This window comes from Kitasatospora sp. NPDC001683 (assembly GCF_053596495.1).
Genome location: NZ_JBSFGK010000035.1, coordinates 35234 through 58884, shown reverse-complemented (window position 1 = coordinate 58884; position 23651 = coordinate 35234). Strand labels below are relative to the sequence as shown.

General features: G+C 71.9%; 28 protein-coding genes and 1 tRNA gene. 13 read left to right on the top strand and 16 right to left on the bottom strand.

Features of this window, described 5'->3' with window-relative positions:
* Positions 1–119 precede the first annotated feature (119 nt).
* The 3 genes from bcp to ACWCYO_RS20360 all read left to right on the top strand — a co-directional run bounded on the left by bcp (position 120) and on the right by ACWCYO_RS20360 (position 1280).
* Complete coding sequence (bcp, locus tag ACWCYO_RS20370; protein WP_270146722.1) at positions 120–593, top strand: thioredoxin-dependent thiol peroxidase; 474 nt, start codon at positions 120–122, stop codon at positions 591–593.
* A 414-nt stretch (positions 594–1007) separates the two neighbouring features.
* Positions 1008–1148, top strand: a complete 141-nt coding sequence (locus tag ACWCYO_RS20365; protein WP_449784989.1) for an HNH endonuclease — start codon at positions 1008–1010, stop codon at positions 1146–1148.
* Positions 1149–1193: 45 nt separating this feature from the next.
* Positions 1194–1280, top strand: a tRNA-Leu gene (locus ACWCYO_RS20360).
* A gap of 68 nt (positions 1281–1348) precedes the next feature.
* Here the strand turns inward: ACWCYO_RS20360 and rdgB are convergent.
* The 4 genes from rdgB to ACWCYO_RS20340 form a co-directional block, all read right to left on the bottom strand.
* Positions 1349–1954 carry an RdgB/HAM1 family non-canonical purine NTP pyrophosphatase gene (gene rdgB, locus ACWCYO_RS20355; protein ID WP_270146721.1) on the bottom strand — a complete coding sequence of 202 codons (606 nt, stop codon included), beginning with the start codon at positions 1952–1954 and terminating at the stop codon, positions 1349–1351.
* A 31-nt stretch (positions 1955–1985) separates the two neighbouring features.
* On the bottom strand, positions 1986–2375 hold the full coding sequence (locus ACWCYO_RS20350; protein WP_270146720.1) for a hypothetical protein: 390 nt from the start codon (positions 2373–2375) through the stop codon (positions 1986–1988).
* Between the two features lie 151 nt (positions 2376–2526).
* Positions 2527–3252 carry a ribonuclease PH gene (rph, locus tag ACWCYO_RS20345; protein WP_270146719.1) on the bottom strand — a complete coding sequence of 242 codons (726 nt, stop codon included), beginning with the start codon at positions 3250–3252 and terminating at the stop codon, positions 2527–2529.
* Between the two features lie 128 nt (positions 3253–3380).
* Positions 3381–3695, bottom strand: coding sequence for a PTS glucose/sucrose transporter subunit IIB (locus tag ACWCYO_RS20340; protein ID WP_270151229.1), 315 nt, complete (start codon positions 3693–3695; stop codon positions 3381–3383).
* 319 nt (positions 3696–4014) lie between these two features.
* Here ACWCYO_RS20340 and ACWCYO_RS20335 point away from each other — a divergent pair, with 319 nt between their 5' ends.
* From ACWCYO_RS20335 to ACWCYO_RS20320, 4 genes are all read left to right on the top strand, one after another.
* Positions 4015–5304 (top strand): PTS transporter subunit EIIC, encoded by a 1290-nt coding sequence (locus tag ACWCYO_RS20335; RefSeq protein WP_449785006.1) that lies wholly within the window; start codon positions 4015–4017, stop codon positions 5302–5304.
* A 532-nt stretch (positions 5305–5836) separates the two neighbouring features.
* Positions 5837–7114, top strand: coding sequence for a PTS transporter subunit EIIC (locus ACWCYO_RS20330; protein ID WP_270146718.1), 1278 nt, complete (start codon positions 5837–5839; stop codon positions 7112–7114).
* Between the two features lie 374 nt (positions 7115–7488).
* Positions 7489–8565 carry an LLM class flavin-dependent oxidoreductase gene (locus tag ACWCYO_RS20325; RefSeq protein WP_449784988.1) on the top strand — a complete coding sequence of 359 codons (1077 nt, stop codon included), beginning with the start codon at positions 7489–7491 and terminating at the stop codon, positions 8563–8565.
* Positions 8562–9848 carry an LLM class flavin-dependent oxidoreductase gene (locus ACWCYO_RS20320; RefSeq protein WP_449784987.1) on the top strand — a complete coding sequence of 429 codons (1287 nt, stop codon included), beginning with the start codon at positions 8562–8564 and terminating at the stop codon, positions 9846–9848. Before ACWCYO_RS20325 ends, ACWCYO_RS20320 begins: the two co-directional genes overlap by 4 nt.
* A 6-nt stretch (positions 9849–9854) precedes the next feature.
* Here the strand turns inward: ACWCYO_RS20320 and ACWCYO_RS20315 are convergent, their stop codons facing one another.
* Both ACWCYO_RS20315 and ACWCYO_RS20310 read right to left on the bottom strand, forming a co-directional pair.
* Positions 9855–10601 carry an MBL fold metallo-hydrolase gene (locus ACWCYO_RS20315; protein WP_270146715.1) on the bottom strand — a complete coding sequence of 249 codons (747 nt, stop codon included), beginning with the start codon at positions 10599–10601 and terminating at the stop codon, positions 9855–9857.
* A 241-nt stretch (positions 10602–10842) separates the two neighbouring features.
* The gene (locus ACWCYO_RS20310) at positions 10843–11031 is read right to left on the bottom strand and encodes a MerR family transcriptional regulator (RefSeq protein WP_270146714.1); all 189 of its coding nucleotides are present in this window, start codon (positions 11029–11031) and stop codon (positions 10843–10845) included.
* A 266-nt stretch (positions 11032–11297) separates the two neighbouring features.
* Here ACWCYO_RS20310 and ACWCYO_RS20305 point away from each other — a divergent pair, with 266 nt between their 5' ends.
* Positions 11298–11759, top strand: a complete 462-nt coding sequence (locus ACWCYO_RS20305) for a type II toxin-antitoxin system PemK/MazF family toxin (RefSeq protein WP_449784986.1) — start codon at positions 11298–11300, stop codon at positions 11757–11759.
* Here the strand turns inward: ACWCYO_RS20305 and ACWCYO_RS20300 are convergent.
* The 7 genes from ACWCYO_RS20300 to clpS all read right to left on the bottom strand — a co-directional run bounded on the left by ACWCYO_RS20300 (position 11756) and on the right by clpS (position 16571).
* A complete protein-coding gene (locus tag ACWCYO_RS20300; RefSeq protein WP_270146712.1) occupies positions 11756–12724 on the bottom strand; it encodes a PLP-dependent cysteine synthase family protein in 969 nt (322 codons plus the stop codon). The genes ACWCYO_RS20305 and ACWCYO_RS20300 overlap by 4 nt on opposite strands.
* A 79-nt stretch (positions 12725–12803) precedes the next feature.
* Positions 12804–13082, bottom strand: coding sequence for a MoaD/ThiS family protein (locus tag ACWCYO_RS20295; RefSeq protein WP_270146711.1), 279 nt, complete (start codon positions 13080–13082; stop codon positions 12804–12806).
* 121 nt (positions 13083–13203) lie between these two features.
* A complete protein-coding gene (locus ACWCYO_RS20290; protein WP_317621128.1) occupies positions 13204–13323 on the bottom strand; it encodes a putative leader peptide in 120 nt (39 codons plus the stop codon).
* Positions 13324–13461: 138 nt separating this feature from the next.
* On the bottom strand, positions 13462–13893 hold the full coding sequence (locus tag ACWCYO_RS20285) for a M67 family metallopeptidase (RefSeq protein ID WP_270146710.1): 432 nt from the start codon (positions 13891–13893) through the stop codon (positions 13462–13464).
* A 54-nt stretch (positions 13894–13947) separates the two neighbouring features.
* Positions 13948–15402: an amino acid permease gene (locus ACWCYO_RS20280; RefSeq protein ID WP_270146708.1), complete on the bottom strand. Its 1455-nt coding sequence runs from the start codon at positions 15400–15402 to the stop codon at positions 13948–13950.
* Between the two features lie 219 nt (positions 15403–15621).
* On the bottom strand, positions 15622–16194 hold the full coding sequence (locus ACWCYO_RS20275; RefSeq protein WP_270146707.1) for a DUF2017 domain-containing protein: 573 nt from the start codon (positions 16192–16194) through the stop codon (positions 15622–15624).
* 83 nt (positions 16195–16277) lie between these two features.
* Entirely contained in the window at positions 16278–16571 is a 294-nt protein-coding gene (gene clpS, locus ACWCYO_RS20270; protein WP_270146706.1) for an ATP-dependent Clp protease adapter ClpS, read from the bottom strand.
* Positions 16572–16712: 141 nt separating this feature from the next.
* Here clpS and ACWCYO_RS20265 point away from each other — a divergent pair, with 141 nt between their 5' ends.
* Positions 16713–18029 carry a nicotinate phosphoribosyltransferase gene (locus tag ACWCYO_RS20265; protein ID WP_449784985.1) on the top strand — a complete coding sequence of 439 codons (1317 nt, stop codon included), beginning with the start codon at positions 16713–16715 and terminating at the stop codon, positions 18027–18029.
* A 201-nt stretch (positions 18030–18230) separates the two neighbouring features.
* Entirely contained in the window at positions 18231–18824 is a 594-nt protein-coding gene (locus ACWCYO_RS20260) for an isochorismatase family protein (protein WP_449784984.1), read from the top strand.
* Positions 18825–18849: 25 nt separating this feature from the next.
* On the opposite strand, the gene ACWCYO_RS20255 is transcribed toward ACWCYO_RS20260, so the two are convergent.
* A complete protein-coding gene (locus ACWCYO_RS20255; RefSeq protein WP_449784983.1) occupies positions 18850–19854 on the bottom strand; it encodes a hypothetical protein in 1005 nt (334 codons plus the stop codon).
* Between the two features lie 256 nt (positions 19855–20110).
* On the opposite strand from ACWCYO_RS20255, the gene ACWCYO_RS20250 reads away from it, so the two are divergent.
* Positions 20111–20674: a hypothetical protein gene (locus ACWCYO_RS20250; RefSeq protein WP_449784982.1), complete on the top strand. Its 564-nt coding sequence runs from the start codon at positions 20111–20113 to the stop codon at positions 20672–20674.
* Between the two features lie 462 nt (positions 20675–21136).
* Positions 21137–21577, top strand: a complete 441-nt coding sequence (locus ACWCYO_RS20245; RefSeq protein WP_270146701.1) for an RNA polymerase sigma factor — start codon at positions 21137–21139, stop codon at positions 21575–21577.
* Between the two features lie 56 nt (positions 21578–21633).
* On the opposite strand, the gene ACWCYO_RS20240 is transcribed toward ACWCYO_RS20245, so the two are convergent.
* Both ACWCYO_RS20240 and ACWCYO_RS20235 read right to left on the bottom strand, forming a co-directional pair.
* Positions 21634–22230: a DinB family protein gene (locus ACWCYO_RS20240; protein ID WP_449784981.1), complete on the bottom strand. Its 597-nt coding sequence runs from the start codon at positions 22228–22230 to the stop codon at positions 21634–21636.
* Between the two features lie 106 nt (positions 22231–22336).
* Positions 22337–22720, bottom strand: coding sequence for a winged helix-turn-helix transcriptional regulator (locus ACWCYO_RS20235; RefSeq protein WP_449784980.1), 384 nt, complete (start codon positions 22718–22720; stop codon positions 22337–22339).
* A 125-nt stretch (positions 22721–22845) separates the two neighbouring features.
* Between ACWCYO_RS20235 and ACWCYO_RS20230 the strand changes: the two genes are divergently transcribed.
* Positions 22846–23511, top strand: coding sequence for an NAD(P)-dependent oxidoreductase (locus ACWCYO_RS20230; RefSeq protein WP_449784979.1), 666 nt, complete (start codon positions 22846–22848; stop codon positions 23509–23511).
* The last annotated feature ends 140 nt before the right edge of the window (positions 23512–23651 follow it).

Sequence of the window (23651 nt, the reverse complement as noted above, 5' to 3'; positions counted from 1 at the left end):
GTCCTGTGCGACCGACCCAGTTTGTCAGCTGCCGAGCACGGCCGCGCGGCCCCACCCACCAACGGGGGTAAGTTTGCCGTGGTACGACCGCCCGTCCCAGCCTCCAGGAGAGTACGACCGTGACTGAGCGACTCCAGCCCGGCGACACCGCACCCGCCTTCAGCCTGTCCGACGCCGACGGCAACCAGGTCTCCCTCGCCGACCACCTGGGCCGCAAGGTCATCGTCTACTTCTACCCGGCCGCCCTCACCCCCGGCTGCACCAAGCAGGCCTGCGACTTCACCGACAACCTCGAGGTCTTCGCGGGCGCCGGCTACGACGTCATCGGCATCTCCCCCGACCAGCCGGAGAAGCTCGGCAAGTTCCGCGAGAAGGAGGACCTCAAGGTCACCCTGCTCTCCGACCCGGACCACGAGGTCCTGGAGGCCTACGCCGCCTACGGCGAGAAGCAGAACTACGGCCGCACCTACCAGGGCGTGATCCGCTCCACGATCATCGTGGACGAGCAGGGCAAGGTCGAGCGCGCGCTGTACAACGTCAAGGCCACCGGGCACGTCGCCAAGCTGCTGCGCGACCTCAAGGTCGAGGCCTAGGAACGGAGCAGCGGTGGCGTCCCACCCCCCAACCGGGTGTGCCGCCACCGCCGGTCTCTGTCCAACTGCCCGGCCGGATCACGACTTTGACGTTCGTGTACTGCTCCGTCAACTTCTCGGGGCCGAAGCCCCGGGCTTGCGGGTAACACCCGGCTGGCTGTCGGGTGGCTCCAAACCCCCGACGGGCCGTAACCATTCACCCCGCTCGAAATCGACACCTCCCACTTCACGGGGCAGGCACACGGCCGCGGCAAGCACTCGCCCACCAGAATTCCCGCCGACCAGCTCCTCGTCCAGCGCTCCTCGAAGGCCCTGCGGCTCCCCGGCTCGCGGATCCGTAGCGCCCCCGCCGAACTCGGCCGCCCGGAGCTGTGCGAGGCCTGCGGCACCGGCCCCGAGTGGCTCGGCCAGCCAATGACACTGGAGGTCGACCACATCAACGGCGACTGGTCGGACAACCGGCCGGACGACCTCCGATTGCTCTGCCCGAACTGCCGCTCTGTCACTCCGACCTATTGCAGGCGGAAGAAGAGTGGCCGCTCCGCGCCGCACTGAATCACAGTATCCCCACCCCGGCCAAAGCCCTAGACTAAAGGCCATGCGGCCTTGGCGTAACAGGCAGCCGCGCGGGTTTTAGATGCCCGTGGGAGTAATCCCGTGAGGGTTCGAGTCCCTCAGGCCGCACCAGCCTTTGAATCGAAGGCCCGCCACCGAAGAGCATTCGGGGGTGGGCCTTCGTCGTTTCGGACTTCCCGTCAGCCCAGCAGGTCCTTCACCACCGGCGCCAGGGCGCGGAAGGCCTGGCCCCGGTGGCTGATGGCGTTCTTCTCGTCCGCCGTCAGCTCCGCGCAGGTGCGGGTCTCGCCCAGCGGCTGGAGGATCGGGTCGTAGCCGAAGCCGCCGTCGCCCGCCGGGGCGGTGCGCAGGGTGCCGAGGAGGCGGCCCTCGACGACGCGTTCGGTGCCGTCCGGCAGCGCCAGCGCGGCGGCGCAGAAGAAGTGGGCGCCGCGGTGGGCGGCGTCGATGTCGGAGAGCTGGGCGAGCAGCAGTTCCAGGTTGGCGCGGTCGTCGCCGTGCTTGCCGGCCCAGCGGGCGGAGAAGATGCCGGGCGCGCCGTTCAGCACGTCGACGCAGAGGCCGGAGTCGTCGGCGACGGCGGGCAGGCCGGTGGCGCGGGCGAGGGCGTGGGCCTTGAGCAGGGCGTTCTCGGCGAAGGTGACGCCGGTTTCGGGGACGTCCGGGATCTCGGGGTAGGCGTCGGCGCCGACGAGTTCGACGTCCAGGCCGGCGTCGCTGAGGATGGCGCGCAGCTCGGCGACCTTGTGCTGGTTGCGGGTGGCGAGGATCAGACGGGTGGACATATCGCCCACCCTACCGAGACCGCGGAGGGGATCAGCCGGTGCAGACCGAGGTGAGGTTGCCCGCCGCGTCGCCGAGTGGCTTGAGGTCGGGGGCCTGCTTCCGATCGATGGCCTGCTGGACCTTGTCGGCCTGCTTCTGCAGGTCGGTCACGGCTTTGGCGACGTCGGTGTTCTTGGAGTTCCTGCCGATCTGGTCGAGGTCGCCCTTGAGTTTCTGCAGTGCCTTGCCGGCGGCGGCCGAGTCGTTGCTGGAGTCGTCGTAGGCCTTGGTGAGGTCGGCGATGTCGCCGGTGACCTTGACGGCGGTGTTGCCGCAGTCGATGGCTTTCTGGGCGGCGGAGCAACTGACCATGCTGAGCGGGAGGATGGCGATCAGTCCGGCCACGGCGAGGGCGGCGGGGCGGGCGATGCTGGACTGCATCCGGTCCTCCTGGTGGGCGGGGGTTCCGTGGGGAGGGACGTGCGCCGCCGGGTGCGCGGTTCCCGCAGCGAGGGCGCTGCGGGAACCGTACGGGCTGGGGGCCGGGCGTGTACAGCGGGCCGTACACGTGTCCGGGGACGGGGACGGGGCTTCAGCCTTCGAGTGCCTTGCGCTGGATCTCGTCGAGTTCGGCGCAGCCGAGGGTGCCGAGGTCGAGGAGCCGGTTGAGGAGGTCGCGGTCGAAGGGGGCGCCTTCGGCGGTGCCCTGGACTTCGACGAAGCGGCCGTCGGCGGTGCAGACGATGTTCATGTCGGTTTCGGCACGGACGTCTTCCTCGTACTGGAGGTCCAGCATCGGGGTTCCGTCGATGATGCCGACGCTGACGGCGCTGACGCCGCCGGTGATGGGCTGGCCCTTGGCGCGGAGGAGTTTGCGGTCCCGGGCCCAGGAGACGGCGTCGACGAGGGCGACGTAGGCGCCGGTGATGGCGGCGGTGCGGGTGCCGCCGTCGGCCTGGAGGACGTCGCAGTCGAGGACGATGGTGTTCTCGGCGAGGGCGCGGTGGTCGACGACGGCGCGCAGGGAGCGGCCGATGAGCCGGCTGATCTCGTGGGTGCGGCCGCCGATGCGGCCCTTGACGGCTTCGCGGTCGCCGCGGGTGTTGGTGGCGCGGGGGAGCATGGAGTACTCGGCGGTGACCCAGCCTTCGCCGCTGCCCTTGCGCCAGCGCGGGACGCCTTCGGTGACGCTGGCGGTGCACAGCACCTTGGTGTCGCCGTAGGAGATGAGGACGGAGCCTTCGGCGTGCTTGCTCCAGCCCCGCTCGATGGTGATGGGGCGGAGCTGTTCGGGGGTGCGGCCGTCGATGCGTGACATAGCCACTGAGCGTAGCGGCTCGGAACTGCGGCCCCGGACATGCCCCGGACGTGCCCGGGACATGCCTCGGCCCGCCGTGCTGGTGAGCGGATCGGCGGGCCGTGGGGGTTCGAGCCGGTGGGCTCAGCTCACATCATGTCCTCGATGTCGGCGGCGATGGGGTCGGCGTCGGTGCCGATGACGACCTGGATCGCGGTGCCCATCTTGACGACGCCGTGGGCGCCGGCGGCCTTGAGGGCCACCTCGTCGACGAGGGAGGCGTCCTTGACCTCGGTGCGCAGGCGGGTGATGCAGCCTTCGACCTCTTCGATGTTGTCGATGCCGCCCAGACCGGCGACGATCTTCTCAGCCTTGCTGGCCATCTGGTTTCTCTCCCTCTGTCTCGGCCCTTCGGCGGCTCTGCCGGGTGCCGTCGTGCGCTGTGTCGGGTCCTCGACCGTCAGGTGGTGAGGTCCGTGCCGGTGGCTGACGCGAATTCAGTTGCGGGTGCGCTGCCGGGCAGCGCGACCAGCATGACCCGGGCCGGTCCGGTCTGCCACGTTAGTCCACTTTTGGCCCATTCCGGCGCGCAGGGTCCCTGCCGCCACCCGAGGATGACGATCAGCGGGGCTCGCGTCCCGGTGTCCGGCCTGCGTCCCAAAGTGGTCTACACCAATATATGGGTACTCCGATGAACGCAGGAAGGACCCCGGGTGTTCCCGGGCCCCGCCCGAGGGTCCCGCGGTGGGTCTCGCGGCGGCGACTGCGCTCGGAGGGCGGATGATGAGTTCGGCAGGTGCCGCGGCCCCGCAGACCACGTGGTGGCACGGCTTCTACGGCGGGCTCCAGAAGATGGGCCGCTCGCTGCAGCTGCCGGTCGCGGTGCTCCCCGCGGCAGGCATCCTCAACCGGCTCGGCCAGCCGGACGTCTTCGGCAAGGACGGCCTGGGCTGGACGGACGTCGCCAAGGTGTTCGCGGCGGCCGGCGGCGCCCTGCTCGACTCCGCGCTCGGACTGCCGCTGCTGTTCTGCATCGGGGTGGCCATCGGCATGGCCCGGAAGGCGGACGGCTCGACGGCGCTGGCGGCCGTGGTCGGCTTCCTCGTCTACTACAAGGTGCTGCACGCCTTCCCGGAGAGCTGCAAGCCACCGACGGTGCTGGTCAGCGACCAGTGCGTGGACTACTCCTCGGCGAAGGCGGCCAGCGCGACGTACCAGAACCCGGGGGTGCTCGGCGGCATCCTGATCGGCCTGATGTCGGCCTGGCTGTGGGTGCGGTTCCACCGCACCAAGCTGGTCGACTGGCTGGGCTTCTTCAACGGCCGCCGCCTGGTCCCGATGATCACCGCCTTGGTCGGCATGCTGACCGCGGTCGTCGCGCTGTGGGTGTGGCCGCCGATCGGCCGCGGTCTGAACGACTTCTCGCAGAACCTCGCCGATCTCGGCGCGGGCGGCGCGGGCGTCTTCGGCGTCTTCAACCGCGCCCTGCTGCTGATCGGTATGCACCAGTTGCTGAACACCTTCGTCTGGTTCCAGTTCGGCGAGTTCACGAAGGCCGACGGCGCCATCGTGCACGGCGACATCCCGCGTTTCCTGGCGGGCGACCCGACGGCCGGCCAGTTCCAGTCCGGATTCTTCCCGATCATGATGTTCGCGCTGCCCGCCGCGGCACTCGCGATCGCCCACTCGGCCAAGCCGCACCGCCGCAAGGAGATCTACGGACTGATGCTCTCGGTCGGCCTGACCTCCTTCGTCACCGGCGTCACCGAGCCGATCGAGTACTCCTTCGCCTACATCGTCCCGGCCCTGTACGGGGTGCACGCGCTGCTCACCGGCGCCTCGATGGCGGTCACGTGGGGGCTCGGGGTGCACGACGGCTTCAGCTTCTCGGCCGGCCTGATCGACTACGTCATCAACTGGGGGCTGGCCACCAAACCGTGGCTGATCATCGTCATCGGACTCTGCTTCGCCGTGGTGTACTACGCGCTCTTCCGGTTCATCATCGTCAAATTCGACCTGAAAACCCCGGGGCGCGAGGACGAGGCGGAGGTGGAGGACGTCACCAAAGCCTGATTGACCGCCGCCCGGAACACCGGTCACAAAGGCCCTCGGACCCATTGGACCCGGGGTCTTCGGCATTTCTGGAAAGGACCGAATTCCCTATTCGCCGCCCACCGAAAAGTCAATTCGGTCGCGATCCGTCCGGCCGGTGGCGGTCCGGACGGGTGCCGACCACAGACGGGGGACGTCCCACCGGCACGTCCGCGACCCTCCGGTCACTCTCAGCAGTCGCCGCACGCACCGGGAAGCAGCCCGGTCGTCCGAGCCCGAGCCCACGACCCCACCCCGGCCCGGTCGCCGCACGGGCTCCGCGCTTTTTGTTGCGCAAATAGCCAAAATCACAATCGTGACTGAAATCATGATCGTCGTTCCGCGGCCAGGTTTCGATTTCATAGCGCTTCCCGGTGGCAGCGCTATCCGGGGTTCCCCGACTTCTCCACCCGTGCTACAAAACTGGTCTACACCACGTGTGGTGTAGACCAGTTCGCGGTTCGGCCCCTGTGCCTCCCCCGACCGACCGCCATGCCGTTAGGAACCCACCCCCATGAGTCAGTCTGCGCAGGCACCGGCGCCCGCCACGGCTCCGGCCACCCCCAGCCCCGCCAAGCAGTTCGGCCAGAACCTCCTCCAGGGACTGCAGAAGATCGGCCGCAGCCTCCAGCTGCCCATCGCGGTGCTCCCCGCCGCCGGTCTGCTGATGCGTCTCGGCCAGGACGACGTCTTCGGCAAGGACGGGCTCGGCTGGGACAAGGTCGCCTCGGTCTTCGCCGCCGCCGGCAACGGTGTCTTCGGTGCCCTTCCGATGTTGTTCGCGGTGGGCATCGCGATCGGCTTCGCCAAGAAGGCGGACGGATCCACCGCCCTCGCCGCGCTGGTCGGCTTCCTGGTGTACCAGAAGGTGCTCACCGCGTTCCCGGTCGCCGAGGGCCACATCGCCGACGGCAAGTGGGTCGAGCCGGTCTACCAGGACCCGGGCGTGCTCGGCGGCATCGTGATCGGCCTGCTGGCCGCCGTGCTGTGGCAGAAGTACCACCGCACCAAGCTGGTCGACTGGCTCGGCTTCTTCAACGGCCGCCGCCTGGTCCCGATCATCATGGCCTTCGTCGGCACCGCCGTCGGTGTGCTCTTCGCCCTGACCTGGGGCCCGGTCGGCGATGCCATCAAGAGCCTGAACGACACCCTGATCGGCGCCGGCTCGTTCGGCGCGGGCGCCTTCGGTCTGGTCAACCGTGCTCTGCTGCCGGTCGGCATGCACCAGTTCGTGAACTCCTTCGCCTGGTTCCAGACCGGTGACTTCACCGGCCCGGACGGCGTCGTCGTCCACGGTGACCTGCACCGCTTCTTCGCCGGGGACCCGACCGCCGGGCAGTTCATGTCGGGCTTCTACCCGATCATGATGTTCGCGCTGCCCGCCGCCGCGCTGGCGATCGCCCACACCGCCAAGGCCCATCGCCGCAAGGCCGTCACCGGCATGATGGTGTCGCTGGCCCTGACCTCCTTCGTCACCGGTGTCACCGAGCCGATCGAGTTCTCCTTCGTCTTCATCGCCCCGCTGCTGTACGTCATCCACGCGGTGCTGACCGCCGTCTCGATGGCCGTCACCTGGGCGCTCGGCGTGCACGACGGCTTCACCTTCTCCGGCGGCCTGATCGACTACGCGCTGGCCTGGAGCAAGGCCACCAGCCCGTGGCTGATCATCCCGATCGGCCTGGTCTTCGCCGCGATCTACTACTTCGTGTTCCGCTTCGCGATCACCAAGTTCGACCTCAAGACCCCCGGTCGCGAGGACGACGAGGAGATCGAGGACGTCACCAAGGCCTGACGCCCCGCCCGGCCGCTCCGAAGGCCCCGCCCACCGCCGCTCCCCTCTTGGCGGCCGGGCGGGGCCTTCGGCATGTCCGGCAGGTGGAAACGGCGGTTGACGAACCGACGGACGCCCTGGTCAACTGAAACCGTGTACCCCTCGTGCCCGCTGGTGACCCGTAGCCACATCGACTTCGGTCGCGTGTGGTCCGCGGCGTGTCGCGGCTGAGCCGACCCCTTCCCCCGCCGCCGCCCGGCTGAGTCCCCGCCCGGCGCCGGCCGTCCTCCTCCCCTCTCCACGCGACCGCGCGCCCGTACCCGCACCCGCACCGCCGTTCCGGTACGGGTTCCGCCGCAGCCGCGCGCATCCGCACGAGGAAAGCCAGGCTCGCCATGCCCCGCCAACTGCACCTCTCCGCCGCCATCGATGCCGCCATCGACGCCGCCCCTGACCGCCCCGGCCGCTTCGACGCCGGCCACTACGCCGCCCTCGCCCGCCTCGCCGAGCGCGCCGGCCTGGACTTCGTCACCCTGGACGACTCCTTCACCGCCGAACCGAGCCGCCCCGACGCGCTCGCCACCCTCGCCCGGATCGCCCCGCTGACCTCCCGGATCGGCCTGGTGCCCACCGTCACCACCACCCACACCGAGCCCTTCCACACCTCGATCTCGGTCAACACCCTGGACTGGGTGAGCGAGGGCCGGGCCGGCTGGCTGGTCGGCGTCTCCACCACCGAGGCCGAGGCCAAGGCCTTCGGCCGCCGCCCGGTCGCCGCCGAGGACGAGCTGTGGGCCGAGGCGGCCGACGCCGCCGAGGTCGCCGCCCGGCTCTGGGACAGCTGGGAGGACGACGCGGAGATCCGCGACACCGCCACCGGCCGGTTCATCGACCGCGACAAGCTGCACCACATCGACTTCGAGGGCCGGCACTTCTCGGTCCGCGGGCCATCCATCACCCCGCGCCCGCCCCAGGGCCGCCCGGTGGTCACGGTGCCGGTGGCCGCCGCCGACCTCGCCCAGGACGCCTCCCCGGGCGGGCGGGCCCGGGTCGCCACCGCGATCCGGTACGCCGACGTCGTGCTGCTCGACGCCCCCGACGGGGCCACCCGACTGACCTCCGCCACCGAACTGCGGCTGCGCTCCGGCGAACAGCTGCGCGTCCTGGCCCGGCTCGACGCCGCCCTGCCCGACCGGGCCGCCGAGCACCGGCTGCTCGCCGAACTCACCGCCACCGGCACCGGCGTGGACGGCTTCCACCTGGTCCCCGCCGAGCCCGAACGCGACCTGGCCGCCCTCGCCGAGCGGATCGCCCCCGCCCTGCGCGACGCCGGGCTGCTGCGCACCGGGTACCCCGGGTGCACCCTGCGCGACCACCTCGGCCTGGCCCGCCCGGCCAGCCGCTACACCACCGCCCACACCGCGAACAGCCGCCCGACCACCGACTCCGTCCTCGCCGAGGTGACCCGATGACGGACCGTCCGCTCAAGCAGATCCACCTCGCCGCGCACTTCCCCGGCGTCAACAACACCACGGTGTGGAGCGACCCGGCCTCCGGCAGCCACATCGAGTTCGACTCCTTCCGCCACCTCGCGAAGACCGCCGAGCGCGGGAAGTTCGACTTCTTCTTCCTCGCCGAGGGCCTGCGGCTGCGCGAGACCAGGGGCCGCATCCACGACCTGGACGTGGTCGGCCGCCCCGAGTCGATCACCGTGCTGAGCGCGCTGGCCGCCGTCACCGAACGGATCGGCCTGGCCGCCACGGTGAACGCCACCTTCAACGAACCGTACGAACTCGCCCGCCGCTTCGCCTCCTTGGACCACCTCTCCGGCGGCCGCGCGGCCTGGAACGTGGTCACCTCCTCGGACGCCTTCACCGGGGAGAACTTCCGCCGCGGCGGCTATCTGGACCGCGCCGACCGCTACTCCCGGGCCGCCGAATCCGTCCAGCTGGCAAGGGAGTTCTGGGACGCCGGGGCGGAGCCGGTACGGCACCGCGGTCCCCAGTTCGAGGTCGAGGGCCGGCTCTCGCTGCCCCGCCCGCCGCAGGGCCACCCGGTGGTCATCCAGGCCGGAGACTCCGCCGAGGGCCGGGAGTTCGCCGCCGCCACCGCCGACGTCGTGTTCAGCCGGCACTCCGAATTCGCCGCCGGCCAGGCGTTCCACGCCGACGTCAAGGGCCGGTTGGCCCGGTACGGGCGCAAGCCGGACGAGCTGAAGATCATGCCCGCCGCCACCTTCGTCCTCGGCGACACCGACGCCGCCGCGGCCGAGCGCGCCGCCGAGGTCCGCCGGGCCCAGGTCGGACCGGGGACGGCGATCGCCTTCCTGGAGCAGGTCTGGGGCGTCGACCTCTCCGACCACGATCCGGACGGTCCGCTGCCGGGCGTCGATCCCGACCCGGACAGCGCGCTGGTCCAGGGCCGGGTCCGCATCCCGGACCCGGTGGGCACCGCCGAACGCTGGCGGGCCCTGGCCGCCGAGAAGGGGCTGAGCAGCCGCGAGTTGGTCATCGAGGTGACCGGTCGGCAGTCCTTCATCGGCTCCCCCGCCACCGTCGCCGAGCGGATCGACCACTTCGTGCAGCAGGACGCGGCCGACGGCTTCGTCCTCGTCCCGCACCTGACCCCGGGCGGCCTGGACGAGTTCGTCGACCAGGTCGTCCCACTGCTCCAGGAGCGCGGGGTGTTCCGCACCGAGTACACCGGCCCGACCCTGCGCGACCACCTCGGCCTGCCGGTGCCCGGGCGGAGCTGAGTCGGATCAGACCTCGTACACCGCGCCGGCCCGGGCCAGCTCGACCGGGCCGGCGTAGGTGGTGGCGGCGTCACGCCGGTTGCGCTCGGCGTCGGTCCACGGCGGGATGTGGGTGAGGACGAGCCGACGGGCCCCGGCCGCGGTGGCGTGCTCGCCGGCCTCCCGGCCGTTGAGGTGGACGGCCCGGTAGGTGTCGCGGCCGTCCTGGTACGCGGCCTCGCAGAGGAACAGGTCGGTGTCGCGGGCGAGTTCCACCAGTGCGGGGCTCTCACCGGTGTCGCCGGAGTAGACCAGCGAGCGGCCGCCGTGCTCCAGCCGGAAGGCGAAGGTGTCGACGGGGTGGTTGACCTGCGCGACGGAGACCCGGAACGGGCCGAGCTCGAAGCTGCCCGGAGTGAGCGTGCGGAACTCGAACACCTCCTTCATTCCGGGGTTCTCCGGCATGTCGTAGGCGCGGGCGAGCCGCTCGGCGGTGCCGGCCGGGCCGTACACCGGCAGCAGGGCGGGGCAGCCCTCGGCGCGGTAGTTGCGGGCGACCCAGTAGGCGCACAGGTCGACGCAGTGGTCCGCGTGCAGGTGGCTGAGCAGGACGGCGTCGACCTCGTAGAGGCTGGTGTACTTCTGCAGCGCGCCGAGGGCGCCGTTGCCGAGGTCCAGCACCACGCGGTAGCCGTCGGCCTCGACCAGGTAGCTGGAGCACGGCGAGTCGACGGACGGGAAACTCCCCGAACACCCCACCACGGTCAGTTTCATCCGAGCCCCTCCGCCCCGACACGTCCTGGCTGCTGCTGGGCTGCTTTCCACGCTGTTGAGGCGGCATGGAGAACAGCATGGAAAAAACGGCATGGAAAACGGCAGGCCGGGCCGGTGGACCGGCCGGTAGCACTGCGTTGGTGTGTCGAGGGTAAGGGCGGACCGTCACTTTGCCCCCGTCCCCGTGCCGCGCTGTGGCTGGAATCACCCAGACCGCCCGGGCGGGAACGGCGCCGTGGGATCAGCGGTGCCGGGGGCGGTTGCGGGCCCAGCCGCGGACGGTCTCGGGGTACCAGCGGGGGTGTCCGCTGCCGTCGATCACGTCCGGCTCGGGCAGCAGCCCGTGCCGCCGGTAGTTGCGGACCGTCTCCGGCCGGACGTTGATGTGCCGGGCGATCTCGGCGTACGACCAGAGTTCCGAACTCCTCACGCGCCCACCTCGCTTCGCTCGGCAGGGGCATTCGCCCATTCGCACCTTTCGACGGTTCGCTCACTTCGTTCGCTCACGAGGGCACCTCCGGGGGGACGGGGGCGGACGTTCGTGAGGCAGCCTGTCCGGGCGGCACCGGGAGGTTGCCGACAGAACGGGCGTCGTGGCGGTTCCGTGACGAACCGGGAACAATTCACGGACAAATGCTCAACTGTCACAGCCGCCACGGTGGTGGCGTTCACCACCGGCCCGGTACGGTACGCCGCATGACTGGTATCCGGGTGGTCCTGGCCGTGGCGGGCATCGCCGTGCTCGCGGCCGTCGCTGCGGCGCTGGCGAGGCGCACCCGGCCGGCGGCGCGCCCGGCCGGTCCGACCCGCCCGGCCGGCCCGCGGCCGCGCCCGGCCACCGGGGCCGGCCCGGAGGCGCAGGAGATCTGGTGGGCGGAGGTGCCGTTCGAGGACGGCCCGGGCGCCAAGGACCGCCCCTGCCTGGTGCTGCGGGTGCACGGCCGGACCGCCACCGTCGCGAAGATCACCAGCAAGCACCACGCCGAGCGCCCGGGCGTGCTGCCGCTGCCGCCCGGTTCGGTGGGCGACCGGCAGGGCCGGGCCAGCTGGCTGGAGACCGACGAGCTGCGCGAGGTGCCGCTGTCGGCCTTCCGCCGCCGGGCCGGCACGGTGGACCGGCAGGTCTGGGCCCGGGCCCAGCGGGCGCTACAGCACTAGGCCCAGAGCTGGCCCTGCAGCGCCTCGACCGCCGCCTCGGTGGACTCGGCGGTGTAGATGCCGGTGGACAGGTACTTCCAGCCGCCGTCGGCGACCACGAAGACGATGTCCGCGCGCTCCCCGGCGGCCGCCGCCTTGCGGCCGACGCCGATCGCGGCGTGCAGGATGGCGCCGGTGGAGACGCCCGCGAAGATGCCTTCCTGCTGGAGGAGTTCGCGGGTGCGGCGGACGGCGTCGGCGGAGCCGACCGAGAAGCGCGTGGTGAGCACCTCGGCGTCGTAGAGCTCGGGGACGAAGCCCTCGTCGAGGTTGCGCAGCCCGTACACCAGGTCGTCGTAGCGGGGTTCGGCGGCGACGATCTTCACGCCGGGGACCTTCTCGCGCAGGTAGCGGCCGACGCCCATCAGGGTGCCGGTGGTGCCGAGGCCGGCCACGAAGTGGGTGACGGTGGGCAGGTCGGTGAGGATCTCGGGGCCGGTGGTGGTGTAGTGGGCGCCCGCGTTGTCGGGGTTGCCGTACTGGTAGAGCATGACCCAGTCGGGGTGCTCGGCGGCGATCTCCTTGGCGATCCGGACGGCGGTGTTGGAGCCGCCGGCGGCCGGGGAGGAGATGATCTCGGCGCCCCACATCCGGAGCAGTTCGCGCCGTTCCTCGCTGGTGTTCTCGGGCATCACGCAGACCATCCGGTAGCCCTTGAGCTTGGCGGCCATGGCGAGCGAGATGCCGGTGTTGCCGCTGGTGGGCTCGAGGATGGTGCAGCCGGGGGTGAGCCGGCCGTCGGCCTCGGCGCGCTCGATCATGTGCAGCGCGGGGCGGTCCTTGATCGAGCCCGTGGGGTTGCGGTCCTCCAGCTTGGCCCAGAGGCTGACCAGGCCCTCGGTGTTGCCGGGGACGGCGGCGGACAGCCGGGGCAGGCGGACCAGCGGGGTGTTGCCGACGGCTTCGAGCGGACTGTCGTATCGCAAGGGAGGCCTCCGGCCACGGCGGTGAGGGTGAAGAGGGGCGGCTCCCCCGCCACCGGGCCGGAGGCGGGGAGCCGGGAGATCAGCGGGCGCCGCCGGCCACGGCGGGCAGGATGGTGACGCTGTCGCCGTCGGCGACGGCGGTGGAGATGCCCTCCAGGAACCGGACGTCCTCGTCGTTCAGGTAGACGTTGACGAAGCGGCGCAGCTCGCCGCCTTCGAGCAGGCGGGCGGCGATGCCGGGGTGGCGGGCGTCGAGGTCGGCGAAGAGTTCCCCGAGGTTGCTGCCGGTGCCCTCGACGGCCTTGGCGCCGTCGGTGTAGGTGCGGAGGATGGTCGGGATGCGGACCTCGATGGCCATGGGTGCGCTCCTGTGCGAATCGTGGAGGTGGGTGGGCCGCAACGGGCGCGGCGGGGCGGAGGGTGCCCGGGGCTCGACGCCGCCGGGGTGGCGGCGGGGCCCGGGTGGGGCGGGGCGGCTCTCAGCGCGAGCGCGCGGGCGTGCCGGGACAGATCGCGCCGGCGTGCCGGCACAGGTCGATGTGCAGGCGCGCCACGAGGCGGGTGCCCGGGGCCTGGTTGCTCACATCGACGGAACGCATGGGCTCATCGTATAGATTCCCGGGCCCGCTCCGACACGCCCGTCTCGTGATCCGGATGTTGTCGTTTCCGATGCTGAGACGACGGGGCCCGCCGACCGTTCGTGGCTGGGCGGCGGGCCGGGTCCGGGTGGGTGCCGGTCAGGCCGGGTAGGCCTCGACGACCTGGACGTCTTCCTCCGTGATCTCGCCGTCCACGATGCGGAACGAGCGGAACTGGTAGGGGTCGTCGTCGCCGTTGCCGTCGGCGGTGGAGACCAGGACGTAGTGGGCGAACGGCTCGGAGGCGTAGCTCACGTCGGTGCGGGAGGGGTAGGCCTCGGTGGCGGTGTGCGAGTGGTAGACGATCACCGGCTCCTCGTCCAGGTCGTCCATCTCGCGGTAGAGCTTGAGCAGGTCGCCCGAGTCGAACTCGTAGAAGGTGGGCGAGCGGGCCGCGTTGAGCATCGGGATGAACCGCTCGGGCCGGCCGCTGCCGGCCGGTCCGGCGACCACGCCGCAGGCCTCGTCCGGGTGGTCGGCACGGGCGTGGGCGACGATCCGGTCGCGGATTTCTCGGGTGATGGTCAGCATGTGGTCAGGATAGACACGCCCCGGCGGCCGTCCGCCGGGGCGTCCGAGGCGCGGTCAGTGGGTGTCCACGTTCCCGTTGACGGCGTGCAGGTGGTCGTGCGACTGGGCGTGGACGGCCTGCGGGTTGCGGCGCTTGAGCAGCTGGTAGCCGATCACCAGCAGCAGGGCCCAGCCCGGGAAGACGTACAGCGAGATCCGGTTGTCCTTGTCCAGTCCGATGAGGACCACGACCAGGGCCAGGAAGGCGAGGGCGGTCCAGCTGACCCAGGCGCCGCCGGGGGCCTTGAAGGTGGGCGGGGGCAGGTGGCCGGCCCGCCAGGCCTTGCGGTAGCGGATCTGGGAGATCAGGATCATCGCCCAGGTCCACAGTCCGCAGACCGTGGCGACCGAGGTGATGTACTCGAACGCCCGTGCCGGGACGAGGTAGTTGAGCACCACGCCGGCGCCCATCAGCAGGCAGGAGAGGGTGATCGCGAAGGCCGGGGTGCGGCGGCTGTTGAGCTTGGTGAGCCGTCCGGGGGCCTGGCCGCGCAGGGCGAGGTCGCGCAGCATGCGGCCGGTGGAGTACATCCCGGAGTTGCAGGAGGAGAGTGCGGCGGTGAGCACCACGAAGTTGATGATGCCGGCCGCGGCCGGGATGCCGATCTTGCCGAAGGCGGCGACGAACGGGCTGACGCCGGGCTGGAACTCGCGCCAGGGCACGAGCGAGAGGATGACCACGAGGGCGCCGATGTAGAACAGCGCGATGCGCCAGGGCAGGGTGTTGATGGCGCGCGGCAGGGTCTTCTCGGGGTTCTCGCTCTCGCCCGCGGTGACGCCGACGAGTTCGACGCCCAGGTAGGCGAACATGACGATCTGCAGGGTCATCACGGTGGCGCCGATGCCCTTGGGGAAGAAGCCGCCGTCCTGCCACAGGTTGCCGATCGACGCGGTGTCACCGGCCTTGCTGAAGCCGAGGGTCAGTACGCCGATGCCGATCAGGATCATGCCGATGATGGCGGTGACCTTGACCATGGAGAACCAGAACTCGATCTCGCCGAAGAGCTTCACCGAGATCAGGTTGGCCGCGTAGAGGATGACGAGGAAGGTCAGTGCGCTGGCCCACTGGGGTATGCCGGGTGCCCAGAACTTGACGTACACGGCGGCGGCGGTGGTCTCGGCCATGCCGGTGACGACCCAGAACAGCCAGTACGTCCAGCCGGTGACGTAGCCGGCGAAGGGGCCGAGGAACTCTCGGGCGTACTCGGCGAAGCTGCCGGAGACCGGGCGGTACGTGAGCAGTTCGCCGAGGGCGCGCATGATCACGAAGATCACCAGGCCGGCCACCGCGTAGGAGAGGATGAGGCTCGGTCCGGACTTGGAGATGGCGGTGCCGGCGCCGAGGAAGAGGCCGGTGCCGATCGCGCCGCCGATCGCGATCATCTGTATCTGGCGGCTGCCCAGTCCCCGCTCGTATCCCTCCTCGTCCGGTTTCTCGTCGACCACCTGATCGTAGATCTGCTCGGCCATGGTCACCGTCCTGGTGGGTCTCGTTCGTGGGGTGAAGTCGTACCACGCACGGTCCGGATACCGGTGTTCATCTGAGCGATATTTGAGCATGACCTGCTATGTTTTGCCCGATTTATGCGAAAATGCCCCGGCCGATCGTCCACATGCTGGACGGAGCGGCCGGGGCTTGCCCGAAAGCGGGCAGGATCGCCCTGGAGCGTGGGGGGAACCGCTCGGCGGTCAGTCGGTGATCGCCTCCAGCAGCGACTCCTGGAGCGCCCCCAGCCACAGGTAGGCCATCACCAGCGGCTTGCGCTCGTCACTGTCCGGCAGCTCGTAGAGGCCCTGCTCGTCCTCCTCGGAGACCTCCAGCCGCACCCCGAGGGTCAGCCGCAGGTCGTTCAGCGCGCCCAGCCAGTGCAGGCAGTCGGCGGCGGCCAGCTTGAGCACCCCGGCGCCGCCGAGGCCGTCCAGAGCCCGGACCACCTGGAGCGCGTCATCGCGCTTGCGGGCCCGCAGGTCGAGCTCGGTGTAGCGGCGGAACTCCCCGGAGGCGGCCCGGCTCTCGGCGTCGTCCGGCGCGGCCGGGTCGCCGTAGGCGTCCGGGAAGAGCCGGGCCAGCGCCGGGTCGGCGGGTGCCTCGGTCGGGCCCTCGGCGAACAGCGCCGCCAGCGGGTCGTCGCCGTCCCCGCCCGGGCCGGGGCCGATCAGCTCCAGCATCTGCACTTCCAGCGACCGCAGGATGGAGGCCTCCACCTCGTCCAGCACGATCGCCGCGCCACCACCGCCAGCGCTCTCGAACAACCCAGCCATCTGTATCGGTCAGCCCGTCTTCGTCGTCTTCGGCCGCACCGCCGCACCGGCGGGCGGACAGTCACTGTGCGCCGGATGGGCGGTCAGTCGTGCTGCAGCGTCGCCCACAGACCGTAGCCGTGCATCGCCTGGACGTCCCGCTCCATCTCCTCGCGGGAGCCGCTGGAGACCACCGCCCGGCCCTTGGTGTGCACGTCCATCATCAGCTTCCGGGCCTTGTCCTTCGGGTAGCCGAAGTAGGCCTGGAAGACGTACTGGACGTAGCTCATGAGGTTGACCGGGTCGTTGTGCACGATGGTCACCCAGGGCGTGTCCGGCTCGGTCACCGGTTGTCCTTGGACCTCCGGGCGCTCGATCTCCACGGGCGCGACACTCACCGCCGGGCCTCCTCGTTGCACACTCGTTCCGTCATTCCTCATGGCCCATGCTGCCATCCGGGGGACACCCGGGCGATTCCGGCCCGGCCCTCGCGACGAGAAATCGTCACTCTGACGCTAAGTGGTAGTAGCATCATCCTCATGGACGCCACTTCAGTGCGCGCGGCCGGGTCGACCGCGCTGCTCACCGACCGCTACGAGCTCACCATGCTGCAGGCCGCCCTGCGCAGCGGGGCCGCGCACCGCCGCTCCGTCTTCGAGGTGTTCACCCGACGCCTGCCCGGCGGCCGCCGTTACGGCGTGATGGCCGGCACCGGCCGGGTGCTGGACGCCGTCGAGGACTTCCGCTTCGGCACCGCCCAGCTGGACTGGCTGTCCGACCAGGGCGTGGTCGAGGACGACACCCTGCGGTTCCTCGCCGACTACCGCTTCCGCGGCGACATCCACGGCTACCCCGAGGGGGAGGTCTACTTCCCCGGCTCGCCGGTGCTCACCGTCGAGGGCAGCTTCGCCGAGGCGGTGATCCTGGAGACGGTGATCCTGTCCATCCTCAACTACGACTCGGCGATCGCGGCCGCCGCCTCCCGGATGACCGCCGCCGCCGGCGGCCGCCCGGTGATCGAGATGGGTGCCCGCCGGGCGCACGAGCAGGCCGCCGTCGCCGCCGCCCGGGCCGCCTACATCGCCGGCTTCGCCGCCACCTCCGACCTGGAGGCCGGCTTCACCCACGGCATCCCGACCACCGGCACCTCCGCGCACGCCTTCACCCTGGTGCACGACAGCGAGCGGGACGCCTTCCAGGCCCAGATCGCCTCGATGGGCAAGGGCACCACGCTGCTGGTCGACACCTTCGACCTGCACGAAGCGGTCCGCACGGCCGTCGAGGTGGCCGGCCCCGAGCTGGGCGCGGTCCGGATCGACTCCGGCGACCTCACCCTGTTGGCCCACCGGGTCCGCCGCCAGCTGGACGAGCTCGGCGCCGAGCAGACCCGGATCATCGTCACCTCGGACCTGGACGAGTACGCGATCGCCGCCCTCGCCGCCGCCCCGGTGGACGGCTACGGCGTCGGCACCAGCCTGGTCACCGGCAGCGGTCACCCGACCTGCGCGATGGTCTACAAGCTGGTCGCCCGCGCCGAGACCCCGGACGGCCCGCTGGTACCGGTCGCCAAGCGCGCGGCCGGCGGCAAGACCAGCATCGGCGGCCGCAAGTGGGCCGCCCGTCGGCCCGACGCCGAGGGCGTGGCCGAGGCCGAGGTGATCGGCACCGGGCCGGTCCCGGACGAGCTGCGGTCGCACCTGATGCAGGTGCCGCTGGTGCTGGCCGGCGAGACCGTCGGCCGCGAGCCGCTGACCGCCGCCCGCGACCGGCACGTCCGGGCCCGCGCGGCGCTGCCGCTGTCGGCCACCCAGCTCTCCAAGGGCGACCCGGTCATCCCCACCGAGCTGATCGACTGATCCCCCCGATCCGCCCCCCACGGGCGGCCGCGCGGCCCGGCGACGGGTCACGGACCCGCCGCCGCGCGCCACAGACCTTCCGCCCCCGCGCGCCACTCCCTAGAGTCAGCCGTAGAGTCCCCAGGGCCCTCCCGAGCCGTCCGGCGTCCGCGAGGACCCCGCCACCGGGGCGCACCGCCCCCACATCCGAGGATGCGAGCCATGCACCGGGCACTGATCGTCGTCGACGTGCAGAACGACTTCTGCGAGGGCGGCAGCCTGGCCGTCGCCGGCGGCGCCGAGGTGGCCGCCGCCATCACCGACCTGATCGCCGAGTCCTCCCCCGGCTACCAGCACATCCTCGCCACCCGCGACCACCACATCGACCCGGGCGAGCACTTCTCCGCCGAGCCGGACTACGTCTCCAGTTGGCCGGTGCACTGCGTGGCCGGCACCGAGGGCGTGGGCTTCCACCCCAACTTCGCGCCCGCGGTGATCTCCGGGGCGGTCGAGGCGGTCTTCGACAAGGGCGCCTACTCGGCGGCCTACAGCGGCTTCGAGGGGCTGGACGAGAACCGTCGCGGCCCGGTGGAGTGGCTGCGCGAGCGGCAGGTCGAGGAGATCGACGTGGTCGGCATCGCCACCGACCACTGCGTCCGGGCCACCGCCCTGGACGCCGTGCGGGCCGGCTTCACCACCCGGGTGCTGCTCGACCTCACCGCCGGGGTGGCGCCGGAGACCACCGCCGCCGCGCTGGAGGAGCTGCGGGCGGCCGGGGTCGAGCTGGTCGGCGAGCCGGTGGTCCGTCCGTCCTGAGTCGTACTCGGCGCGGGGACGGCGCTCAGACCACCAGCAGCTCCACCACGTCCGTCCCGCCGGCCCGGTAGGCCTCGCGCAGCTCGCCGCCGACCGCCTCCGGGTCGGCGGCGAGCCGGGCGCCGGAGACGTACACCACGCGGATGCCCAGGTACTCCATCCGGTGCTGCCCGCCGCGCACCCAGGCGGCCTCGCCCTCGCTGACGCAGCGCAGGTCCGAGTCCACCTCCACCGCGACGCCGCGCTCCGGCCAGTAGAGGTCCGGGATGCCGATGTAGGTGCCGCCGCGCATCCGCAGCTCCGGGCCGGCCAGCGGGGCCGGCAGCAGCCACTCGTCCACCAGCCGGTCCACCTGCTCCAGCACGAAGTCCCGTTCCGCCGAGAGGAGTTCGTCCAGGGCGGCGCGCACCCGGGGCTCCGCGGTCAGTCCGGAATCGACCAGCTCGGTGACCAACTCCCGCACCGTGCACCGGCTCTCCGGACGGGCGACGGCCTCCCGCAGCACCTCGCGCACCGGCACCGCCGCGTCCCCGTCCGCCGTCCACTCGCACAGCGCGTCCGCGACCGCCCGGGCGACCGGCGCGCAGGCCAGGCCGTGCACCGAGCGGGCCACCAACTCCCGTTCGGTGCGCAGGATCCGCACGTCACCGGCGTCCTTGAGCCGACGCTGACGGGGCACCAGGACGTCCACCCCGGTCACCGCGGGCAGCCGGGGCACGCTGGCGAAGCCGTACAGCGCCAGGGCGGCCGCGCCGGTGATCACCGCGCCCTCGCGGCGGCCCTCCTGCCGGCCGTTCTGCGCCGCGTACAGCAGCGCGGCCCACATCCGCTGCTCCGGGGTGGGATCGCCGGACTGCAGCAGGTAGACCCGGGGCAGCAGCCGCTGCCAGGGGCCGCCCCGGCGGCAGTGCTCGGTGATGACCCGGGCCGGCACGCCCCGGGCGCGGAGCTGGCTCGCGGTGACGACGTTCTGCTGACGCTGCGCCAGCTCCTCCAGGGAAGGCGGCGGCGTGGGGATCCGGTAGCTCATGCCGACACCATCCCCAACCGGCGCGCCGCGCGTGACACAGCCTGACGCACTGTTACCCAACCGTCGCGAAACCGGGACCAGCCTGCACTAAAGTCCCCATACCCTCACCCATTTGGAGTAAATGACGTTCATACGGCTATCAGATTTGCTCGAAAACGATCGCCGACCTGGCCGTCTGACCCAGGGTGATCAAGGGCATACGGCGAGGGACCCTCCGGACGTCAATCGCGCCTCCGGGATTGCCTAGGCTTACGTCATGTCACGTGACGAGACCGCCGGCCTCCGCGCGGCCCAGCTTCGCCTCGGCCGTCTGCCCGGATACGTCCGCCGCCCGGACCCGGCCCGCCGCAGCGGTGAAAAGGGCCATACGTACAAGAAAGGCTGGGAGGTCCGCTTCACCGCCCGGAGCGAGGCCGAGATAGCGGAGATCCGCGACCTGGTGGTCGCCGCCGGGTTCGCCCCGGCCAGACCCTTCTTCAAGGGGCACCAGCTGATCCAGCCGGTCTACGGCATGGCCGCCGTGCAGGCCTACCTGGCCGCTAGACAGGCGGCCGAGGAACACGCCGAGCGGGTCGCGCTCGGCCGCCGCCGGCGCGAGACGGGGGCGCACCCCGGCGCGCCCCGCACCGGGGGGGCGCACCCCGGCGCGCCCCGCACCGGGGGGGCGCACCCGGGCGGCGGGCACGCCGCGACCGGGGCTGCGGCGGCCGCAGCACAGCCGGCCCGGTGCCGGGCCGGCGAGTCGTTCCCCACCCAGGTCGAGCGTGGCCACAGCGCCGACGACCGGCTCTCCCCCACGGAGGTCCTCCCGAAGTCCTGACCGGGCGGCAGCGCGCCGCCCCGACCCGCGCCCCGGTCGCCGCGAGCCGCCGGGGCGCACTCGACGCCCCCCACCCCCTCCCGCCCCGGCGCAACCCCCGTCGTGAGTGCGGTTGCACAGGCGGTTGCGCGCGCCCGGCTTCGCGCCCTGGGCGTGGACGCCGGCCCCGACAGGCCCTACGGTGACACCTCAACTGCCGTGCGAATACTGCCGCCCACACCCTCTGACCAGCCCCGACACGCTCGCACCTACGTCCCCCGCAGCACTGCGCACCACACCCCCGACCGGCCCCCGACCGGCAGTACCGCCGCCGCGCCGCACCGATCGTCAACGGAACCGGCCGAGCGTCGGCGGGTTCCGGGCATTCCATCAGATTGGTCACCCAGCGCACCGAGGGCCTACCGTAGAGTGAGCACAGATGATCGACCGCCAGAAGTCCATCTCCCCTTCCGAGAAGACGAGATGACCAATCGTCACACGAGCGCGGCCGAGCCTCCCCCGGGGCCCGGCGAACCGGAGGACGTACCGCTGGAGTTCGCGGCCTTCTGCGAACTCCACCGTCCCCGGTACCTCAGCTACGCCAGGGTGTGGCTGACCGAGCACGCCGACGCGGCCACCGCCGTCCAACAGGCCTTCGCCGAAATCGCCCTGCAGTGGCGGGAGTTGCTCACCAGTCCGAACCCGACCGCGCTCGCCTGGCAGATCCTGCGCGGCACCGTCGCCGAACACACCCGGCAGCCGGTCGCCGCCCCCGACCGCCACCCCGCCGACGACGACCTGGCGATCCTGCACTACGTCGTCGGCCTCGCCGCCCCCGAGATCGCCGACGTCATCGGCACCGACACCGCCAGCGTCGCCGGACGGCTCCGGCGCACCATGCTGCACGAGGCCTCCGGCTGGTGAGCCGCCCTGCCGAGCCGCGCCGGTGAGCCGCCCCCTGGTGAGCCGCCCCGGCCGCGTCAGACCCGCTCGCCCGTCACGTCGAACAGGTGGTGCACCGGGTCGTGGATCAGGTAGCGGGCGAAGGACTCGACCGTGAACCGCGCCCCGTCGCTGCGGTCCCCGGTCCGTTGCCACTGCTCGCCCGACACCGCCTCGAACGCCGCCGCCAGCGCCTCCCCGGCCTCCGCCAGCTCCCCGGCCACCACCTGCGGCCGCTGCTCCCAGTAGCGCTCTGCGGCCGCCGTCTCGTCCTGGTCCCAGTTCGGGAACAGCGGGCCGTCCTGGTCGAGCATCAGGTCCAGCCGGACCAGGAACAGCCGGAAGACGTCCCGGACGTGGCAGGCGTACTCCAGGTGCGACCAGACCTCCGGGCTCGGCCGACGGCGCACCCCGTCCTCGTCGCCCGCCAGCACCGCCAGCCAGCTCCGCGCGTTGTCCCGGACCATCCCGGCGACGTCCGTGGCGGCCACCGCCGGGGTGTCCAACCCGCAGTCGGGGCAGGGACGTTCCAGCACCCAGGTCCAGTCCTTGGTGTCGGGGACGATCGCGTCGGCGGGGCTGGCGTCGGTGGGGCCGGCGTCGGTGGGGCCGGCGAGGTTCTCAGGAGTGCTCATGGGCCCAGCATCGCGGCCCCGCACCCCGGCCCACCAGCGGCAAGGACGCCAGCGACCGCCGAAATACTGCCAGCGGCCTTCCCGCCGTCCGCCGCACCAGACCGGCTCAGCGCTCCGCGCGCTCGTACTCCAACCGGGCCGCCAGCAGGCTCCCCAGGTTCTCGCGGCTCCACTCGCACACCGCGTCCATCGGCCCGAGCAGCGTCCGGCCCAGCGGCGTCAACGCGTACTCCACCCGCGGCGGGTTCTCGGCGTACTCCGTGCGCACCACCGCGCCGTCCTGCTCCATCGAACGCAGCGACTCCGCCAGCACCTTCGCGGTGATGCCCGCCAACGGCACTCGCAGCTCGGAGAACCGGCGCGGACCGCCCTCCAGACAACGGATGATCCGCCAAGCCCACTTGCGGCTGCCCAGCACCGGCACGGACTGCACCGGGCAGTCGGCCGGGAAGAAATCCGCCGGCAGCGGCGCCGGCACGGTCTGCGTCATGCCCCGACGGTACCCGGGCCGCCGGACCCGGAGAAGCCGGTTCCGTTGAAGTAACCGGCACCCCCCGGTCTACCGTCACGGCAACGGCGGACGACGCGTCCGCGACCGACCCACCGGAGACCCCCATGACCAGCACCACGCCCCGACAGCAGCAGCGCGCGGACGTCATCGTCTACGGCGCGGGCGGCCAGGTCGGCCGCGCCGTCGTCACCGAGGCCCGTCGACGCGGCCTCACCGTCACCGCCGCCGTCCGCGAGCCCGAGCGCCACGCCGACCTCGCCGCGGACGGCGTCACCCTGGTGCGCTGCGACGTCACCGACCCCGCCGCCGTCGCCGCCACCGCCCTCGGGCACCGCGCCGCCATCGCCTCCGTCTACACCCCCGACACCCCCTCCGGCGAGTTCTACCGCGCCGCCACCACTGCCCTCGTCACCGGCCTCGGCCGGGCCGGCGTCCCCCGCCTGCTCAGCGTCGGCGCCGCCACCACCCTGCAGACCGCCCCCGGTGTCGCCGTCCACGACGACCCCGATTTCCCCGAGGCCCACCGCACCTTCTCGCTCGGCCACTCCGCCGCCCTCGACCTGCTGCACGACTCCCCCAGCACCCTCGACTGGGTCGTCGTCACCCCGCCCATGGACCTCGACCGCACCGCCCCCGGCACCGGCCGCTACCGGGTCGGCGGCCCCCACGTCCTCGGCCCCCGGATCGCCCAGGCCGACCTCGCCGTCGCCCTCGTCGACGAACTCACCACCCCCACCCACCACCGGGAGCAGATCGCCGTCGCCGAATAGATCCCGGCACGAACCGGGCCCCGCAGGCATCCTGGGCCCGATGGCCACGAACCCCTCAGCCCTCGCGGTGAAACCCACCCTGCACGGCCCAGCGCCCGCCAAGCCCACCACTGGGACGACCGCTACTGGGACGTCCTCCA

What these genes read in the sequence shown, in the direction of transcription:
- ACWCYO_RS20365 (WP_449784989.1), top strand. Translation starts at nt 1,008, where the DNA reads ATGACACTGGAGGTCGACCACATCAACGGCGACTGGTCGGACAACCGG.
- rdgB (WP_270146721.1), bottom strand. Translation starts at nt 1,954, where the DNA reads ATGTCCACCCGTCTGATCCTCGCCACCCGCAACCAGCACAAGGTCGCC.
- ACWCYO_RS20350 (WP_270146720.1), bottom strand. Translation starts at nt 2,375, where the DNA reads ATGCAGTCCAGCATCGCCCGCCCCGCCGCCCTCGCCGTGGCCGGACTG.
- rph (WP_270146719.1), bottom strand. Translation starts at nt 3,252, where the DNA reads ATGTCACGCATCGACGGCCGCACCCCCGAACAGCTCCGCCCCATCACC.
- ACWCYO_RS20335 (WP_449785006.1), top strand. Translation starts at nt 4,015, where the DNA reads ATGAGTTCGGCAGGTGCCGCGGCCCCGCAGACCACGTGGTGGCACGGC.
- ACWCYO_RS20330 (WP_270146718.1), top strand. Translation starts at nt 5,837, where the DNA reads ATGAGTCAGTCTGCGCAGGCACCGGCGCCCGCCACGGCTCCGGCCACC.
- ACWCYO_RS20325 (WP_449784988.1), top strand. Translation starts at nt 7,489, where the DNA reads ATGCCCCGCCAACTGCACCTCTCCGCCGCCATCGATGCCGCCATCGAC.
- ACWCYO_RS20320 (WP_449784987.1), top strand. Translation starts at nt 8,562, where the DNA reads ATGACGGACCGTCCGCTCAAGCAGATCCACCTCGCCGCGCACTTCCCC.
- ACWCYO_RS20315 (WP_270146715.1), bottom strand. Translation starts at nt 10,601, where the DNA reads ATGAAACTGACCGTGGTGGGGTGTTCGGGGAGTTTCCCGTCCGTCGAC.
- ACWCYO_RS20305 (WP_449784986.1), top strand. Translation starts at nt 11,298, where the DNA reads ATGACTGGTATCCGGGTGGTCCTGGCCGTGGCGGGCATCGCCGTGCTC.
- ACWCYO_RS20295 (WP_270146711.1), bottom strand. Translation starts at nt 13,082, where the DNA reads ATGGCCATCGAGGTCCGCATCCCGACCATCCTCCGCACCTACACCGAC.
- ACWCYO_RS20290 (WP_317621128.1), bottom strand. Translation starts at nt 13,323, where the DNA reads ATGCGTTCCGTCGATGTGAGCAACCAGGCCCCGGGCACCCGCCTCGTG.
- ACWCYO_RS20285 (WP_270146710.1), bottom strand. Translation starts at nt 13,893, where the DNA reads ATGCTGACCATCACCCGAGAAATCCGCGACCGGATCGTCGCCCACGCC.
- ACWCYO_RS20280 (WP_270146708.1), bottom strand. Translation starts at nt 15,402, where the DNA reads ATGGCCGAGCAGATCTACGATCAGGTGGTCGACGAGAAACCGGACGAG.
- ACWCYO_RS20275 (WP_270146707.1), bottom strand. Translation starts at nt 16,194, where the DNA reads ATGGCTGGGTTGTTCGAGAGCGCTGGCGGTGGTGGCGCGGCGATCGTG.
- ACWCYO_RS20265 (WP_449784985.1), top strand. Translation starts at nt 16,713, where the DNA reads ATGGACGCCACTTCAGTGCGCGCGGCCGGGTCGACCGCGCTGCTCACC.
- ACWCYO_RS20260 (WP_449784984.1), top strand. Translation starts at nt 18,231, where the DNA reads ATGCACCGGGCACTGATCGTCGTCGACGTGCAGAACGACTTCTGCGAG.
- ACWCYO_RS20255 (WP_449784983.1), bottom strand. Translation starts at nt 19,854, where the DNA reads ATGAGCTACCGGATCCCCACGCCGCCGCCTTCCCTGGAGGAGCTGGCG.
- ACWCYO_RS20250 (WP_449784982.1), top strand. Translation starts at nt 20,111, where the DNA reads ATGTCACGTGACGAGACCGCCGGCCTCCGCGCGGCCCAGCTTCGCCTC.
- ACWCYO_RS20245 (WP_270146701.1), top strand. Translation starts at nt 21,137, where the DNA reads ATGACCAATCGTCACACGAGCGCGGCCGAGCCTCCCCCGGGGCCCGGC.
- ACWCYO_RS20240 (WP_449784981.1), bottom strand. Translation starts at nt 22,230, where the DNA reads ATGAGCACTCCTGAGAACCTCGCCGGCCCCACCGACGCCGGCCCCACC.
- ACWCYO_RS20235 (WP_449784980.1), bottom strand. Translation starts at nt 22,720, where the DNA reads ATGACGCAGACCGTGCCGGCGCCGCTGCCGGCGGATTTCTTCCCGGCC.
- ACWCYO_RS20230 (WP_449784979.1), top strand. Translation starts at nt 22,846, where the DNA reads ATGACCAGCACCACGCCCCGACAGCAGCAGCGCGCGGACGTCATCGTC.